Consider the following 15,901-nt stretch of genomic DNA (forward strand, 5'->3'; position numbering starts at 1 on the left):
ATGGATTTCCGCGAGTCCGACGAGCTGGCCGGGCACCGCGGCGCGGCACGCGCCTGGGTCGAGGCCAACGTGCGGCCCGAATGGGTCGAGGAGCAGCGCCGCAGCGGCTGCCACCAGACGATGGAGCTGCACGCGCGGCTCGCCCGCGACGGCATCCTCGCCGCCGGGTGGCCCAAGGAGTACGGCGGCGGCGACGTCGACCCCGACTACGCCCGCGCGGTGCTCGCCGAGTGCGCGGCGACGGGCCTGCACTTCGACGGCTGGTCGACGACGGCGATGGTGCTGCACACCATCCTGCACGTCGGCACGGAGGAGCAGAAGCGCCGGTACGTGCCCGGCGCGCTGCGCGGCGAGATCCTGATCGCCCTCGGCTACAGCGAACCCGACTCCGGCTCGGACGTGGCGGCCGCGAAGACGACGGCCGTCCGGGACGGCGACGCGTGGGTCGTCGACGGGCAGAAGATGTTCACCAGCACCGCGCAGGTCTGCAGCCACGTGTTCGTCCTGGCCCGCACCAACCCGGACGCGCCCAAGCACGCGGGGCTGTCGCTGCTGCTGGTGCCGACGGACGACCCCGGCTTCGAGTGCCGCCCCATCCACACCCTCGGCGACCAGGTCACCAACGCGACCTTCTACACCGGGATCCGCGTCCCGGAGACGGCGCTGATCGGCGAGGTCGACCAGGGCTGGAACGTCATGCGGGTCGCGCTGGTGTACGAGCGGGGCGTCTCCGGGCCCACGTCGGTCGACTGGTCGTTCGCGCCGGAACTCGCCGCGTGGGCGGCCGGGGCGCGCCGCCCCGACGGGACGGCCGTCCTCGACGACCCGCTGGTCGCCGAGCGGATCGGCCGGATCGCCGTCGAGGAGGAGGTCTCCCGGCTCCTGGGCGGCTGGATGAACTGGCACGCCGCCCAGGGCGGAGTCCCGGGCCCGGAAGGGTCCATGCGCAAGCTCTACTGGAGCGAGTCGGGGCAGCGGCACCTCGCCGACGCGCTCGACATCCTCGGCGCCGAGGGCCTGCTCGCCCCGGACGCGCCGGACGCCCCGGCGGGCGGGACGTTCGAGCAGGAGTTCCGGGCCGCCACGGTCACCACCATCTACGGCGGGGCCAGCGAGGTGCTCCGCGACATCATCGCCGAACGTCACCTCGGCCTCCCGCGCAGCCGCCCGCAGATCAAGCCCGCGAAGCGGCCCGGCAACGCGTGAGCCGGCGGCGGTGAGCCCGAACCCTTCCCTTCCGAAGGCCCGCGACCAGGGCCTTCGTCTTTTCGAACAGGAGCGGATCCGATGGCGGACCTCGATAAGGTCGACTTCTTCCGGGGCGACGAGCTCAACGCCGACCCCTACCCCTATTTCGACGCCCTGCGCGGCAAGTGCCCGGTGCACCGCGAACCCAACCACGGCGTGATGATGGTGACCGGGTACGACGAGGCCGTCGAGGTGCTGCACGACTCGGAGACCTTCTCCTCGTGCCTGTCGGTGACCGGCCCGTTCCCCGGCTTCCCGGTCCCGATCGAGGGCGACGACATCACCGACCTCATCGAGGAGCACCGCGACAAGCTGCCGATGAGCGACCAGTTGCCCACGCTGGACCCGCCCGTCCACACCGCGCACCGCAGCCTGCTGATGAAGCTGATCACCCCGAAGCGCCTCAAGGAGAACGAGGAGCAGATGGGGCGGCTGGCCGACGAGCTGCTCGACACCTGGCTCGCGGGGACGGAGGGGGAGTTCATCCGCGGGTTCGCGGGGCCCTTCACGCTCCTCGTGATCGCCGATCTCCTCGGCGTCCCCGACGAGGACCTGCCGGATTTCCGGGAGCAGTTCAACCTGCAGGAGAACACCGGCACCATCGGCAGCACCGAGGACATGAGCCTCGCGCACACGCCGCTGGCGTTCCTGTACGAGCGGTTCGCCGCCTACATCGAGGACCGCCGCCGGGAACCGCGCGGGGACGTCCTCACCGGTCTCGCGAACGCGACCTTCCCCGACGGGTCCGTGCCCGAGCCGCTCGAGTCGGCGAAGGTCGCCGCCAACCTCTTCGCGGCGGGCCAGGAGACGACCGTCCGGCTCCTCGGCACCGCGCTGAAGGTGATCGCCGAACGTCCCGACATCCAGGCGTACCTGCGCGAGGACCACGGCCGCATCCAGAACTTCGTCGAGGAGACATTGCGCCACGAGAGCCCCATCAAGGGCGACTTCCGGCTGTCGCGCGTCCCCACCACGGTCGGCGGCGTCGACATCCCCGCCGGGACCACCCTCATGGTGGTGAACGGCGGCGTGAACCGCGACCCCCGCAAGTTCGACGACCCGGAGAAGTTCGACCCGGCCCGCGCCAACGCCCGCCACCACGTGGCGTTCGGGCGCGGCATCCACACCTGCCCCGGCGCGCCGCTCGCCCGCGCCGAGGGGCGCGCCGCCATCGAGCGGATCCTGGACCGCACGTCCGACATCCGGATCTCCGAGCGCAAGCACGGGCCCGAGGACGACCGCAGGTACAAGTACGTCCCGACGTACATCCTGCGGGGCATCACCAGCCTGCACCTGGAGTTCACGCCGAAGGAGGGCGAGTCCTGATGAAGGTCACGATCGACGAGGACCGCTGCGCGGGACACGGCATCTGCTGCTCCACGTGCCCCGAGGTCTTCGACCTCAGCGACGACGGCTACGCGCTGGTCCGGATGGACGAGATCCCCGCCGAGCACGAGGAGCGGGTGCACGCGGCCGTCCGCAACTGCCCGGAGCGCGCGATCACCGCAGAGTGATCCGCCGGACGGCGGGGCGGCCCGGTCCCCTTCCGGGCCGCCCCGCCGGGCATGCCCCGCCGGGCATGCCCGCCGGACCTTCGTCCGGGCGCACCGAAGAACGCCCGCCGCGGCGGCGCGGCGGGCGTTTCCGGCATCCGGGGACGGGCGCTCAGCCGTCCAGCCGCTCGGCGGCGAGCTTGCGCAGGTCGTCGGTCTTGATCTTCGAGCTGCCGGTGAGCGGCAGCTCGTCCTCGGCGAAGAACAGCACGTGGCGCGGCACCTTGTAGCTCGCCAGGCTCTCCCGGAGGTACGCGCGCAGCCCGTCCGCGTCGCGGGCCGCGCCCTCGTGCGGGACGACGCAGCCGACGACGACCTCGCCGAGCGTCTCGTGCGGTACGCCGACCGTGTGCGTCACCTTGACGGCCGGATGGGCGGCGAGCGCCTCGTCGACCTCGCGGGGCGAGACGTTCGCGCCGCCGGTCTTGATGATGTCGGTCAGCCGGCCCGTCCAGAACAGCCGGCCCTCGCCGTCGAGGCGGCCGCCGTCGCCGGTGTGGAAGAACCCCTCGGCGTCGAGCGTCTCGTCGAGGGGCGTGCCGAGGTAGCCCAGCATGAGCGTCGGGCCCTTGACGCAGATCTCGCCGGCCTCGCCGCGCGGGACGACCTCGCCGCTGAGCGGGTCGACGACCTTGACCGTGTTGCCCGGGAACGGCACGCCGCTGCTGCCCGCGTGCACCTCCTCCGGCGTGTTCGCCGGGTAGCCCGTCGTGATCGTGAACGTCTCGGTGTTGCCGTACGCGTGGCCCGGCTCGAACCACTTCGACGACACCGTCGGGTGCTTGGCGAGCGGGGTGCCGAAGTCGACGAAGCGCAGCGTGCTCAGGTCTGCCCCGGCGTAGCCCGGCGCGCTCTCGAGCTGGGCCCACTGGTGCGGCCACGCGATCGGCATGCTCACCCGCTCGGCCTGCATCAGCTCGAGCGCCTCACCGGGGTCGAACGTCGACTGCAGGACGAGCGAGCCGCCCGCGGCCAGCGTCGTCCCGATCGCCATGCCGAAGTTGCCGGACCAGAAGAACCCGTTGGCGGTCCAGGTGCGCACCTCGTCGTCCGGCCCGACCCCGTACATCCGCCGGAACCGCCACATCTGGACGGTGACGCCGCGATGCGCGCTCACGATGCCCTTCGGGCGGCTCGTGGAACCGGACGAGAAGAACAGCACGGCCGTGTCGCTCGGCAGCACCGCCTCCGCCGTCGCCTCCAGCAGCTCGCGCGGCTCGGCGTCGCCGCGCCCGAGGAAGGCGTCCCAGCCCTCGATGCCCGGCGCCGGGTCGCCGACCGTGGCGAGATGCCGCAGGAGCGGGTACCTCGCCGACCGCAGCGGGCCGGGCGCCGCCTCCCCGATGACCGGCTCCAGGTCGGTGAGGACGGTCGCGAAGTCGCGCTTGGCGACCGTCCGCTCGAACAGCAGGACCGAGACTCCGGAGACCTGGAGGAGGTGGTCCAGCTCGGCCGGGGTGGAGAACGTGCTGAGGGTGACGGCCACGCCCCCGGCGAGCGACGCGCCGAACACCGCCGCGAGCCATTCGGCGCGGTTCGTCATCAGGACGCCGACGCGGCCGTCCTTGCCCAGGCCGCAGGCCCGCAGGGCGCGGGCCACGTCCAGCGAGCGTTCCCACAGGTCGGTGTAGGTCCAGCGGACGGCGCCGTCGCCGGTGCGCATGACGAGCGCCTCGCGCTCGCCGTACAGGGACGTCACCTCGCGGAGGAACCCGGGCAGGGTCAGTGGCCCGAGGCCGGGCTCGGAGTCGAGCGGCGGTCCCGCCGCGAGGGACGGCGGCGGGGTGGGGGAGTGTGTCTGGGCGCCCATCGGCGATCTCCTTGAGGCGGCAGGGGTTAGAGCGGGAGCTCGACCTCGGCGGTGCAGGTCACCAGCACGGCGCCCTCCTGGTTGGTGAGGCGCAGCTTGACCTGGACGAGCGGCACCCCCCATGCCGTGTCCCTGTCCTTTCCGCTGACCTCGGCGTCGAAATAGGTCACGTCGCCCTCGAAGGCGGGGCCGCGGAAGTCCGCCTTGGAGTGCCGGACCATGCCGTCGAGGCCGGCCCAGTAGGCGAGGTAGTCGGTGCACCAGGCGCCCATCGTGGCGCCGTACCCGTAGGCGCGGGCCATGCCGACCTCACCGGCGCGCTCGGCGTCGATGTGCCCGCGGGACGGCCCGACGTACAGGCCGTCGCGCTTGCGCGGGTCGATCTTGGCGCCCTCCTCGTCGAACGCGAAGTCCTCGCCCCAGCCCGGGTCCTGGTAGACCCAGGGGTCGTCGACGCCGTCGGGCGCGACCCACTGGAACGTCCCCCAGATGTTGAAGAGGAAGGCGCGGTACTCGGTGGTGAAGGTCGCGATGCTGTGCGGGCCGATCACGCGGCGCGGCAGCCGGTCGCCGACCTCCACCTCCTCGAACCGCGGGGAGACGCCCACGCGGTTCGACATGAGCCACTCGTGCCGGACCTTGGCGACCTCGTCCAGTTCCGCCCGCGTCCAGCTCTTGATCGGCCCGAGCTGGTCGTCGTACATGCCGCGCCGCCGGGCCTCCTCGTAGAGGTAGCGGATCGCGGTCGACCGTTCGCGGGCCACCAGGGCGCCGTGCTGGTTGGTGTGGACGGTGTCGCCGCGGGAGAACATGGTCGGCCCGGCGAACTTCGTCTCGGTCACCTTGTAGTCGTGGAACCGGCGTTCCTGGAAGAGCTTGTCGCCGGGGCGCACGGGGGTGCCGTAGAACCACCACTCCTCGCCGCCGAAGATCAGGTGGCTGCCCGGGATGCGGCCGACGCACGCGGGCGCCGCGCCGTGCCCGTAGTCCAGCGCGACCGCGATCGACTGCGGCGCGACGAGCCCGCCGAAGCGGGAGCCGCAGGCGAACTCCTCGTCCCAGTGCAGCGGGTTGGGGTAGTCCATCGCCATGACCCAGCGGCGGATGTCGGAGGTACTGCACGGGTCCCACAGTTGCCCGCCGCCGATCGGCTGCCCGACGCGGTGCTCCACGTCGGACAGGTCGAGGCCGGTGGACCCGGATTCGCTCTGATTCGTGCTCACTGCCGCTCCCCTCAGCGGTTGACGTCGACGACGATGCGGCCGCGGACCCGCCGCTCGAGGAACCGGCCCGCCGCGGCGACGGCCTCGCCGAGCGCGATCTCCTCGGTCATGGCGTCCAGCAGGGCCGGGTCCAGGTCGCTCGCGAGGCGTTCCCACGCCGCCGTGCGCCGCTCGCGCGGCGCCATCACGCTGTCGATGCCGAGCAGCGACACGCCCCGCAGGATGAAGGGGGCGACGGAGGCGGGGAAGTCCATGCCCTGCGCGAGCCCGCACGCGGCGACCGCGCCGCCGTAGCGGGTCTGCGCGCACGCGTTGGCGAGCGTGTGGCTGCCGACGGTGTCGACCACTCCCGCCCAGCGCTCCCTCTGCATCGGCTTGCCCTTGTCGGCGAGGCCGGCGGCGTCCACGACCGTCTCCGCGCCGAGCCGCCGCAGGTAGCCGGCCTCGTCCGGCTTCCCGGTCGACGCCGCCACGGTGAAGCCGGCGCGCGCGAGCAGCGCGATCGCGACGCCGCCGACGCCGCCCGTCGCGCCGGTCACCAGCACCTCGCCGCCGTCCGGGCGCACGCCGTGGTCGAGCAGCGCGGACACGCACAGGCTCGCGGTGTAGCCCGCCGTGCCGATCGCCATGGCCTGCCGGGCGCTGAACACGGACGGCAGCGGGACGAGCCAGTCCCCGTTGAGGTGGGCCTTCTGGGCGAGCCCGCCCCAGTGGCTCTCCCCGACGCCCCACCCGTTGAGGACGACGCGGTCGCCCTGCTTCCAGTCCGCGTGGGCGCTCTCGGTGACGACGCCGGCGAGGTCGATGCCCGGCACCATCGGCCACGATCGCACCACGGGGGAGGCGCCGGTGATCGCGAGCGCGTCCTTGTAGTTGAGCGTGGAGTATTCGACGTCGATATGGACGTCGCCGTCCGGGAGGTCCGTCTCTTCCAGGCGCGTCGCCGCGGCCTTCGGAGACCCGTCTTTGGTGATCAGTATCGCCGCGAACATTGGCGAAGCCGTCCTTCCTCAAAGCTCCGGGAGAACCGGCGCGCCGGGACCGTGCGCCGTGCCCCGGTCGCTGCCCGGGGCGCTCTCGCGCTGCTCGCGATGGCTCTCACCTGGACGGACGTGCGGCCCGGCCGTGCGAGCGGAATGGACGTCGCCGTCCTGCGAGCGGTTTCGCGGGGGGCGCGGATTCGCCGTCGCGAGCACCTCTGCGGCGTTTCATCCTGGTCGCCGCCGAACGCTCGGCCGACATTCCTCCGCGCGTTCCGCGGCGGCCGCCGATGCCGGTAAATGCCGGTTCCTAGGTAGCAAGAACATCATTCTCGTGAATGAGCATGAGACTTGCATGGACCGGATTCGCCGTCAACCCCCGGCCGGACCCCCCGGCGGCGGCCGGGGAGGGGCTCCCGGCCGCCGCCGGAGGGACGGTTGCGCGCGCGTCCGGGCGCGGGATGCGCTGGTGGCGGCCATGAAAGCGCGGTTCTGTCGACCCGAGAAGGAGTCTTGTGATCAGTGATCGCAAGCGTTACATTCCTTGCAAGTATTGATAGCTCGGGAGATGTCACGTGATGCGACAGGCGCGCTACACGAGCGCAACACCGACCGGCCTCGCCGACGGCTGGAGCCTGGAACGGCTCTGCCCGCCGAGCCGACTGTTCGGCGCCAACGGACTGCGCACCGGCCCCGACGGCCGCGTCTACGTGGCCCAGGTGGCCGGCAGCCAGATCAGCGCGCTCGACGTCGACTCCGGCGAGCTGGAGACCGTCAGCGCGCAAGGCTCCGACATCGTCGCGCCCGACGACGTCGCGTTCGACGCGGGCGGCGACCTCTACGCCACCGAGTACTACGACGGCCGGGTGAGCGTGCGCGGCACCGACGGCCGCACCCGCGTGCTGCGCGACGACCTGCCCGGTGCCAACGGCATCACCTTCCACCGGGGCCGGCTGTTCGTCGACGAGTGCCGCATCGGCGGCCGCCTCATGGAGCTCGACCTGAACGGCGGCGCACCCCGGGTGCTGCTGGACGAACTGCCGATGCCCAACGCCATGGAGGTCGGGCCCGACGGCCTGCTGTACTACCCGATGCTGGGGTCCAACGACATCTGGCGCATCGACCCCGAGGGCGGGGAGCCCGAGCGGGTGGTGGGGGACCTGGGCGTCCCGGACGCGGTGAAGTTCGACTCCGCGGGCCGCATCGTCTCCACCCAGGTCGGCAGCGGCGAGGTGCTGCGGATCGACCCCCGCACCGGCGAGCGCACCGTCCTGGCCACGCTCTCGCCCGGCCTGGACAACCTGACCTTCGTGGGCGACCGGTTGTTCGTCTCCGGCTTCACCGGCCAGATCACCGAGATCCTGGGCGTCGGCGAGACCCGGGAGGTACTGCCCGGCGGCCTGACCTGGCCCCTGGACCTCACGGTGGGCCCCGACGGCACCCTGTACGTCGCCGACGGCACGTACTTCTACCGCTACCAGCCCGGCGGCGACCTCACGATGCTCGGGATGCTCTTCAGCCCCGGCTGGCCCGGCTACATCCGCGGGGTGAGCGCGGACGGCGCCGCCGAGTTCGTCGTCACCACCTCCAACGGGCAGATCGCCCGGTGGAACCCCGCGAGCGCCGAGCACCAGGTGCTCGCGGGCGAGACCGAGCCGTTCGACCAGCTCTACGGCGTGGCCGTCGCGCCCGACGGCGCGGTCGTCGCCGCCGAACTCGGCACCGGCCGCGTCGTGTCCGTGCGGGGCGGCGAGGTGACCACCCTGGCCTCGGGGCTCGACCGGCCGATGGGTGTCGCGTTCCGCGCGGACGGAACCTGCCTGATCTCCGAGTCCGGCGCCGGGCGCGTCGTCGCGATCACGGGCTCCGGCGCCGTCGACACCGTCGCGGACGGACTCGACACGCCGCAGGGCATCCTCGTCCGCGGCGGGACCCTCGCGATCGTGGACGCCGGGGCGAAGACGCTGATCGAGGTCGACCTCGACAGCAAGGCGCGCACCACGATCGCCCGCGACCTGCCGGTCGGCGCCCCGCTCGGCGCGCCCCCCAAGCCCCTGAAGGGGCTGATCCCGTTCTCCGGGCCGCAGGGCCTCTACGCCGGCATCGCCGCCGGGCCCGACGGCACCCTCTACGTCTCCGGCGACGCCGAAGGCAGCGTCCTCGCACTCCGACAGGAAGGCCGAACCCACTCATGACGTCCCACGACTTCCTGGGAATGGACGGCCGCGTCGTCATCGTGTCCGGCGCGGGCGGCGGCGGCATCGGCACGACCGTGACGCGGATGGTCGCCCAGTCGGGCGCCACCGTGGTCGCGGTGAGCCGTTCCCAGGACAACCTCGACGAGCACGTCGCGCCGCTGGCGAAGGCGGGCCTGCCCGTCGTCCCCGTCGCGGCCGACGCCTCCACCGACGAGGGCATCGCCACCGCGATGGACGCGGCGGCGAACGCGCAGGGCGACCTGTACGGGCTCGTCAACGTCGCGGGCGGTGCCGCCCCGGCGACCTGGATGCGCGCGACCCGGGTCACCCGCGAGGACTGGCGGGGGCTCTTCACGCAGAACCTCGAGACGATGTTCTTCATGAGCCGCGCGGTCGCGGCGGAACTGCGCGAGCAGGGCCTGCCGGGCTCGATCGTCTCGCTCTCGTCGATCAGCGGCATGAACACGGCGCCCTACCACGTCGGGTACGGCACCGCGAAGGCCGCGCTGGTCGCGACGACCCGCACGATGGCCGTCGAGCTGGCCCTGGACGGTATCCGGGTGAACGCCGTCGCGCCCGGCGTGACCGAGACGCCCGCGTCCGGCACCTACGTCGACGCGGACGCGGAGCGCGACCGCCGCGCCATCGCGATGGGGCGGCGCGGCCGCCCGGAGGAGCAGGCCGGGGCGATCCTGTTCCTGCTGTCCGACCTGGCCGGCTACATCACGGGGCAGACGATCCTCGTGGACGGCGGCCTCAACCTCAAGTGGAGCCACCTGGCCGCCGACAACACCACGCTCTTCCTCAAGGACGAGTCGTTCCGCGCGGCGATCACGCAGTAGCCGCCCCGCGCGGCGACGCGACCGCGTCCCGGTCACCGTCCGCAGCACCGTCCGCATCACTCGCACCGATCACCTCCTGACGGAGTTGGAGTACGTCATGAGCGAAACCCTCGAGAACACCGCCGCGCCGGCCGAGCCGCTGTCCGAGCCGATGACGATCGGCGTGGAGGCGTACGTCTCCGCGGACTACGCGCGGGCCGAGGGCGACCGGCTGTGGGCCAAGGTGTGGCAGCAGGTCGCCCGCGTCGAGGAACTGCCCGAGGTCGGCGACTGGCTGACCTACGACATCCTCGACGACTCGGTCATCGTGGTGCGCACGTCGAAGGACCGGTTCCGCGCCTACCACAACGTCTGCTCGCACCGCGGCCGGCGGCTCGTCGACACCCCGCCCGGCGCGCACCACGCGAGCGGCCGGGGCCGCCAGTTCGTCTGCGGCTTCCACGGCTGGCGCTACAGCATCGACGGCGAGTGCACGCACGTCCCCGAGCGGGAGGACTGGCCGTGCGGGCTGACCGACGAGAAGATCAGCCTGAAGCAGGTGAACATCGACACCTGGGGCGGCTGGGTCTGGATCAACCTGGACCCGGACTGCGAGTCCCTGCGCGACTACCTGGAGCCCGCCGCCACCCTGCTCGACCCCTTCCAGCTCGAGAACATGCGGTACCGGTGGCGGCGCTGGATGGTCTCCGACTGCAACTGGAAGGTCGCCTTCGAGGCGTTCATGGAGACGTACCACGTCCCCTACACCCACCCGGAGTTCATGGAGTTCGGCGGGTTCCTCGGGTGGGCCAGGTCGCACGGCCGGCACAGCAACATCGGCTACGACGCGCCCAAGAACATGGACGAGAACCAGGCCAAGGTCCGGCTCGGCACCGGTGACGACCCCCGCCAGGCGACGGCCGACCTGCAGAACTTCACCTGGGAGAACGCCAACACCAACACCACCTGGACGCTCGTGCAGGCGGCCCGCGAGCTGGTCGACGACGTCCCGGAGGGAACCCCGGGCCCCGAGGTGCTGCGGCACTGGCTGGACACGGCCCGGCGCAGGGACGCCGAGCGCGGCGTGATCTGGCCGACCGTCCCGCCGGAGGCGGTGGCCAAGGCCGGCACCGCCTGGCAGCTCTTCCCGAACTTCCAGATCGGGCACGCGCTGAACAACATGCTCTGCTACCGGTTCCGCCCGTACGGCGACGACCCCGACAAGTGCATCTTCGAGGCGGCCGTCTTCGAGCTGTTCCCGCCCGGCGAGGAGCCGGAGACCGAATGGGAGCACACCCCCGAGGGCGACCCGGGCTGGCGGACCGTCCTGCCCCAGGACTTCTCCAACATGGCGGCCGTCCAGAAGGGCATGAAGTCGCGCGGCTTCATGGGCCCGAAGCCCAACCCGTACCGCGAGCGCAGCGTCGTGAACCTGCACCACAACCTCGCGAAGTACATGGGCACCGGCGAACCGCGCGACCTCACCTGACGCCGCGCCCACGACCGCCGCTCCCGAACCGCGCCCCGCCTCCTGCCGCCGAATCCCAGTGACATTCCCCGAGCCGAGGACGCCCGCATGGACAACTGCGAACCGACACAGACCCCGGAGATCGACCTCGCGGCGCTCCGGGCGAAGTACCTCGCCGAGCGCGACAAGCGGCTCCGCCCCGAGGGCCAGCAGCAGTACCTGGTGACCGAGGGAGGGTTCGAGGACTTCTACGACGCCGACCCGTACACGCCGGTCACGCCGCGGGAGCCCATCGCCGAGGACATCGAGGTCGCGGTGCTCGGCGGCGGCTGGGCCGGGCTCATCGCGGCGGCCCGGCTCAAGGAGGCCGGTGTCGAGGACGTCCGGATCGTCGAGCTGGGCGGCGACTTCGGCGGGGTCTGGTACTGGAACCGCTACCCCGGCATCCAGGTCGACACCGACAGCTACTGCTACCTGCCGCTGCTCGAGGAGACCGGGTACGTCCCGACGGAGAAGTACGCCTCCGGCCAGGAGTGCTACGAGCACGCGCAGCGGATCGGACGGCACTTCGGCCTCTACGAGAACGCGATCTTCAGTACGAAGGTCGAGTCGGCGGCGTGGGACGCGGAGATCGGGCGCTGGCGGATCGGGACGAACCGGGGCGACGACCTCCGCGCCCGGTTCGTGATCATGTGCCAGGGGCCGTTCAACAAGCCGAAGCTGCCCGGCATCCCCGGCATCACCGAGTACGAGGGGCACACCTTCCACTCGGCCCGCTGGGACTACGAGTACACCGGCGGCGACATGACCGGCGGGCTGGACGGGCTCGCGGGCAAGAAGGTCGCGATCATCGGCACGGGTGCGAGCGGCATCGGGGTCATCCCGCACCTGGCCCGCTCGGCGGAGCACCTGCATGTGTTCCAGCGGACCCCGTCCTACATCCACGAGCGCGGCAACTCGCGGACCGACCCCGAGTGGGCGAAGTCGCTGCAGCCGGGCTGGCAGGAGGAACGCCGGCGCAACTTCCACACCGCGGCGTTCGAGGCGTTCGCCCCGGGCCAGCCGGACATCGTCTGCGACGGCTGGACGGAGGTCAGCCGGAACCTCGCCGCGCATCTGGAGGCCACCGACGGGTGGGCCGCGCTGTCCGACCCCGCGAAGTTCATGGAGCTCCGGGAGATCCAGGACTACCGGGTGATGCAGGCGACCCGCGACCGCGTCGACGCCGTCGTCGACGACCCGGAGACGGCGGAGGCGCTGAAGCCCTACTACCGCTTCCTGTGCAAGCGGCCCGGATTCAGCGACGACTACCTGCCGGCCTTCAACCGCCCGAACGTCACCCTCATCGACGTGTCGGGCACCAAGGGCGTCGAGCGCATCACCCCCAAGGGGATCGTGGCCGGCGGCGTGGAGCACGAGGTCGACTGCATCATCTTCGCCAGCGGCTTCGAGATCACCACCGACCTCGACCGCCGGCTCGGCATCGAGCCGTTCACCGGGCGGGACGGCGTGTCGCTCTACGACCACTGGTCCGGCGGCTACCGCACCCTGCACGGCATCACGACCCGCAACTTCCCCAACCTCATGTTCACGGGGTTCATCCAGGGCGGCGTGACGGCCAGCACGACGGCGATGTTCGAGCAGCAGGCCGACCACATCGCCTACATCGTCGCCGAGACGCGGGCGCGCGGCGCGGCGACCGCCGAGCCGACCGCCGAGGCGCAGGACGCGTGGTGCACGACCATCCGCGAGAACGCGATGGACAACGTCCAGTTCGTCCAGGAGTGCACGCCCGGCTACTACAACAACGAGGGCGAGAAGAACATGCGCTCGCACCTCGGCGAGCCGTACGGGCCGGGCTTCTACGCCATGGAGGACGTGCTGCGCACCTGGCGCGACGCGGGCGAGATGCAGGGCCTCGTCCTGGACGAGTCGTGAGCGCCCGGCCCTCGCTGCGCCCCGAAAGGAACGTGAATGCCTGACCTGAGATTCGACGACCGGGTGGCCGTGATCACCGGCGCGGGGCGGGGCCTCGGCCGCGAGTACGCGCTGCTGCTCGCCTCGCGCGGCGCCCGGGTCGTCGTCAACGATCCGGGCGGGAGCCTGCGCGGGGACGGCGCGGACGGGAGCCCCGCCGGCGAGGTCGTCCGGGAGATCGAGGCGGCCGGGGGAGAGGCCGTCGCCTGCACCGAGTCGGTCGCGACGCCCGCGGGCGGGAGCGCGATCGTCGAGGCGGCGCTCGACCACTACGGCCGGATCGACGTCCTGGTGCACAACGCCGGGAACGTCCGCTACGGGTCGCTGACGGAGATGACGTACGAGGACTTCGAGGCCGTCCTGGACGTCCACCTGCGGGGCGCCTTCCACGTCGTGCGGCCCGCGTTCCCCCGGATGCGCGACGCCGGCCACGGCCGCGTCGTCCTGACCTCCTCGATCGGCGGCCTGTACGGCAACCACCGGGTCGCGAACTACGCGGTGGCGAAGGCGGGCGTGCTCGGCCTCGCGAACGTGGTCGCGCTGGAGGGCGCCGACGCGGACGTGAAGTGCAACGTCATCGTCCCTGCCGCCGTGACGCGGATGGCCGCGGGCATCGACACCTCCGCCTACCCGCCGATGGGGCCGGAACTGGTGGCCCCCGCCGTCGGCTGGCTCGCCCACGAGTCCTGCTCGATCACCGGGGAGATCCTGGTGGCGATCGCCGGACGGCTGGCGCGGGCGTTCGTCGCCGAGACGCCGGGCGAGCACCGGCCGTCCTGGACGATCGAGGAGGTCGGCGAGCGGATCGGCGCGATCCGCGACACCGGCGACCCGTGGGTGCTGCCGGTCGTCCCGTCGGGACACAACGATCACATCGCGAAGAGCTTCGCCATGGCCACGAAGGGAACCCAGAATGCCGGTTAAGGTCTACGAGCGCATCCTTCAGCTTTTCGAGGCCGAGGGCATCGACACGATCTTCGGCATCCCCGACCCGAACTTCGTGCACCTGTTCCACCTCGCCGAGGAGCGCGGCTGGAACGTCGTCGCCCCGCACCACGAGGCGTCCGCCGGGTTCATGGCCGAGGCGGTGTCGCGGATGACCGGGAAGGCCGCGGTGTGCATCGGCACGCTCGGCCCCGGCATGGCCAACATGGCCCCCGCCGTCCAGTGCGCCAAGGTCGAGAACTCGCCGGTCATCTTCCTCGGCGGGCAGCGCGCCCGCATCACCGAGCAGCGGGTCCGGCGCGGCCGCATCCAGTTCGTCAAGCAGTCCGAACTGTTCGAGCCGTCGGTGAAGTACGCGGCCAGCATCGAGTACGCGGACCAGACCGACGAGGTGATCCGCGAGGGCCTGCGCAAGGCGCTCACGGGCACGCCCGGCCCCGTCTACATCGAGTACCCCTCGCACGTCATCCAGGAGGAACTCGACGTTCCGGAGGCGACGCCGCCCGCGGCGTACCGGCTGGTCGGCCAGACCGCGGGGGCCGAGCAGGTCGCCGAGGCGGCCCGGCTCATCCGTGCCGCGAAGCAGCCGGTCATCCTCGTCGGGCACGGCGTCCACACGTCCCGCTCCGGCGCGGCGGTCCGCGCGCTCGCGGAGAAGATGGCCTGCCCGCTGATCCAGACGTCCGGCGGCACCTCCTACATCGAGGGCATGGAGGACCGCACCTTCCCGTACGGCTTCTCGCCGTCGGCGATCGAGGCGGTGGTGAAGTCGGACCTGTGCCTCGCCCTCGGCACCGAGCTCGGCGAGCCCGTCCACTACGGGCGCGGACGGCACTGGGTCGAGAACGAGGCGAACCGCACGTGGATCCTCGTCGAGCAGGACGCGGAGGCGATCGGCGTGAACCGCCCGATCGACGTGCCGCTCGTGGGCGACCTGCGCGCGGTCGTCCCGCAGCTCACCGAGGCTCTCGGGGACGAGCCGCGCAAGCCGTCACCGGAGCTCGAGGGCTGGATCGCCAAGGACGCCGAACGGCTGGCGGAACTCGCGGACACCGCACCGTCCGGGATGTCGCCCGTGCACCCGGCCCGCCTGGTCGTCGAGGCCACCAAGGCGTTCCCGTCCGACGGGATCATGGTGCGCGACGGTGGCGCCACGACCATCTACCAGTGGACGTACTCGCAGGCCAAGCCGCACGACGTGATGTGGAACCAGAACTTCGGCCACCTCGGTACCGGCCTGCCCTACGCCGTCGGCGCATCGGTCGCGGACGGCGGGCGGCGCCCCGTCATGCTCGTCACCGGCGACTCGTCCTTCATGTTCCACATCGCGGAGCTGGAGACGGCCGCGCGGCTGAACCTCCCGCTCGTCTGCGTCGTGGCCGTCGACTACGCGTGGGGCCTGGAGGTGGGCGTCTACAAGCGCACCTTCGGCCAGGGGTCCCGCGAGACCGGCGTGCACTGGAGCACCAAGACGCGCCTCGACAAGGTCGGCGAGGGCTTCGGCTGCCACGGCGAGCACGTCGAGCGCGACGAGGACATCGCGCCCGCCATCAAGCGGGCGTTCGCGAGCGGGAAGACGGCGGTCGTCCACGTGGCGGTCGACCCGAAGGCGAACTCGGAGGAGATGCCGAGCTACGACGAGTTCCGCACCTGGTACGCCGAGGGCATGCAGTGACCG

Annotated in this window: 12 protein-coding genes; 9 read left to right on the forward strand and 3 right to left on the reverse strand. The window is 71.9% G+C overall.

The features are described from left to right. From F7P10_RS38330 to F7P10_RS38340, 3 genes are all read left to right on the forward strand, one after another. Positions 1–1,206, forward strand: coding sequence for an acyl-CoA dehydrogenase family protein (locus tag F7P10_RS38330; RefSeq protein WP_151016913.1), 1,206 nt, complete (start codon positions 1–3; stop codon positions 1,204–1,206). Positions 1,207–1,287: 81 nt separating this feature from the next. After that, entirely contained in the window at positions 1,288–2,574 is a 1,287-nt protein-coding gene (locus F7P10_RS38335; protein WP_151016914.1) for a cytochrome P450, read from the forward strand. Beyond that, on the forward strand, positions 2,574–2,762 hold the full coding sequence (locus tag F7P10_RS38340) for a ferredoxin (RefSeq protein WP_151016915.1): 189 nt from the start codon (positions 2,574–2,576) through the stop codon (positions 2,760–2,762). The genes F7P10_RS38335 and F7P10_RS38340 overlap by 1 nt, the downstream gene beginning before the upstream one ends. 151 nt (positions 2,763–2,913) lie before the next feature. Here F7P10_RS38340 and F7P10_RS38345 read toward each other — a convergent pair whose 3' ends face one another. Genes F7P10_RS38345 through F7P10_RS38355 form a run of 3 tightly spaced genes read right to left on the reverse strand, consistent with a single transcriptional unit; the run spans position 2,914 to position 6,826 of the window. After that, positions 2,914–4,611 (reverse strand): class I adenylate-forming enzyme family protein, encoded by a 1,698-nt coding sequence (locus tag F7P10_RS38345; protein WP_151016916.1) that lies wholly within the window; start codon positions 4,609–4,611, stop codon positions 2,914–2,916. 26 nt (positions 4,612–4,637) lie between these two features. Beyond that, a complete protein-coding gene (locus F7P10_RS38350; protein ID WP_151016917.1) occupies positions 4,638–5,834 on the reverse strand; it encodes a MaoC family dehydratase N-terminal domain-containing protein in 1,197 nt (398 codons plus the stop codon). Positions 5,835–5,845: 11 nt separating this feature from the next. After that, positions 5,846–6,826 carry an MDR family oxidoreductase gene (locus tag F7P10_RS38355; RefSeq protein ID WP_151016918.1) on the reverse strand — a complete coding sequence of 327 codons (981 nt, stop codon included), beginning with the start codon at positions 6,824–6,826 and terminating at the stop codon, positions 5,846–5,848. Between the two features lie 566 nt (positions 6,827–7,392). Here F7P10_RS38355 and F7P10_RS38360 point away from each other — a divergent pair. From F7P10_RS38360 to F7P10_RS38385, 6 genes are all read left to right on the forward strand, one after another. Beyond that, on the forward strand, positions 7,393–9,009 hold the full coding sequence (locus F7P10_RS38360; protein ID WP_151018567.1) for an SMP-30/gluconolactonase/LRE family protein: 1,617 nt from the start codon (positions 7,393–7,395) through the stop codon (positions 9,007–9,009). Then, a complete protein-coding gene (locus F7P10_RS38365; protein WP_151016919.1) occupies positions 9,006–9,854 on the forward strand; it encodes an SDR family NAD(P)-dependent oxidoreductase in 849 nt (282 codons plus the stop codon). The genes F7P10_RS38360 and F7P10_RS38365 overlap by 4 nt, the downstream gene beginning before the upstream one ends. Positions 9,855–9,951: 97 nt before the next feature. Then, a complete protein-coding gene (locus F7P10_RS38370) occupies positions 9,952–11,322 on the forward strand; it encodes an aromatic ring-hydroxylating dioxygenase subunit alpha (RefSeq protein WP_151016920.1) in 1,371 nt (456 codons plus the stop codon). 87 nt (positions 11,323–11,409) lie between these two features. Next, positions 11,410–13,239 carry an NAD(P)/FAD-dependent oxidoreductase gene (locus F7P10_RS38375; RefSeq protein WP_151016921.1) on the forward strand — a complete coding sequence of 610 codons (1,830 nt, stop codon included), beginning with the start codon at positions 11,410–11,412 and terminating at the stop codon, positions 13,237–13,239. 36 nt (positions 13,240–13,275) lie between these two features. Beyond that, positions 13,276–14,202, forward strand: coding sequence for an SDR family NAD(P)-dependent oxidoreductase (locus tag F7P10_RS38380; RefSeq protein WP_151016922.1), 927 nt, complete (start codon positions 13,276–13,278; stop codon positions 14,200–14,202). After that, the gene (locus F7P10_RS38385) at positions 14,192–15,898 is read left to right on the forward strand and encodes a thiamine pyrophosphate-binding protein (protein WP_151016923.1); all 1,707 of its coding nucleotides are present in this window, start codon (positions 14,192–14,194) and stop codon (positions 15,896–15,898) included. The genes F7P10_RS38380 and F7P10_RS38385 overlap by 11 nt, the downstream gene beginning before the upstream one ends. The last annotated feature ends 3 nt before the right edge of the window (positions 15,899–15,901 follow it).

The organism is Actinomadura sp. WMMB 499 (genome assembly GCF_008824145.1).
Classification (GTDB): Bacteria; Actinomycetota; Actinomycetes; order Streptosporangiales; family Streptosporangiaceae; genus Spirillospora.

Coding starts and splice junctions, on each gene's coding strand:
- F7P10_RS38330 (WP_151016913.1), top strand. CDS start 1: ATGGATTTCCGCGAGTCCGACGAGCTGGCCGGGCACCGCGGCGCGGCA.
- F7P10_RS38335 (WP_151016914.1), top strand. CDS start 1,288: ATGGCGGACCTCGATAAGGTCGACTTCTTCCGGGGCGACGAGCTCAAC.
- F7P10_RS38340 (WP_151016915.1), top strand. CDS start 2,574: ATGAAGGTCACGATCGACGAGGACCGCTGCGCGGGACACGGCATCTGC.
- F7P10_RS38345 (WP_151016916.1), bottom strand. CDS start 4,611: ATGGGCGCCCAGACACACTCCCCCACCCCGCCGCCGTCCCTCGCGGCG.
- F7P10_RS38355 (WP_151016918.1), bottom strand. CDS start 6,826: ATGTTCGCGGCGATACTGATCACCAAAGACGGGTCTCCGAAGGCCGCG.
- F7P10_RS38360 (WP_151018567.1), top strand. CDS start 7,393: ATGCGACAGGCGCGCTACACGAGCGCAACACCGACCGGCCTCGCCGAC.
- F7P10_RS38365 (WP_151016919.1), top strand. CDS start 9,006: ATGACGTCCCACGACTTCCTGGGAATGGACGGCCGCGTCGTCATCGTG.
- F7P10_RS38370 (WP_151016920.1), top strand. CDS start 9,952: ATGAGCGAAACCCTCGAGAACACCGCCGCGCCGGCCGAGCCGCTGTCC.
- F7P10_RS38375 (WP_151016921.1), top strand. CDS start 11,410: ATGGACAACTGCGAACCGACACAGACCCCGGAGATCGACCTCGCGGCG.
- F7P10_RS38380 (WP_151016922.1), top strand. CDS start 13,276: ATGCCTGACCTGAGATTCGACGACCGGGTGGCCGTGATCACCGGCGCG.
- F7P10_RS38385 (WP_151016923.1), top strand. CDS start 14,192: ATGCCGGTTAAGGTCTACGAGCGCATCCTTCAGCTTTTCGAGGCCGAG.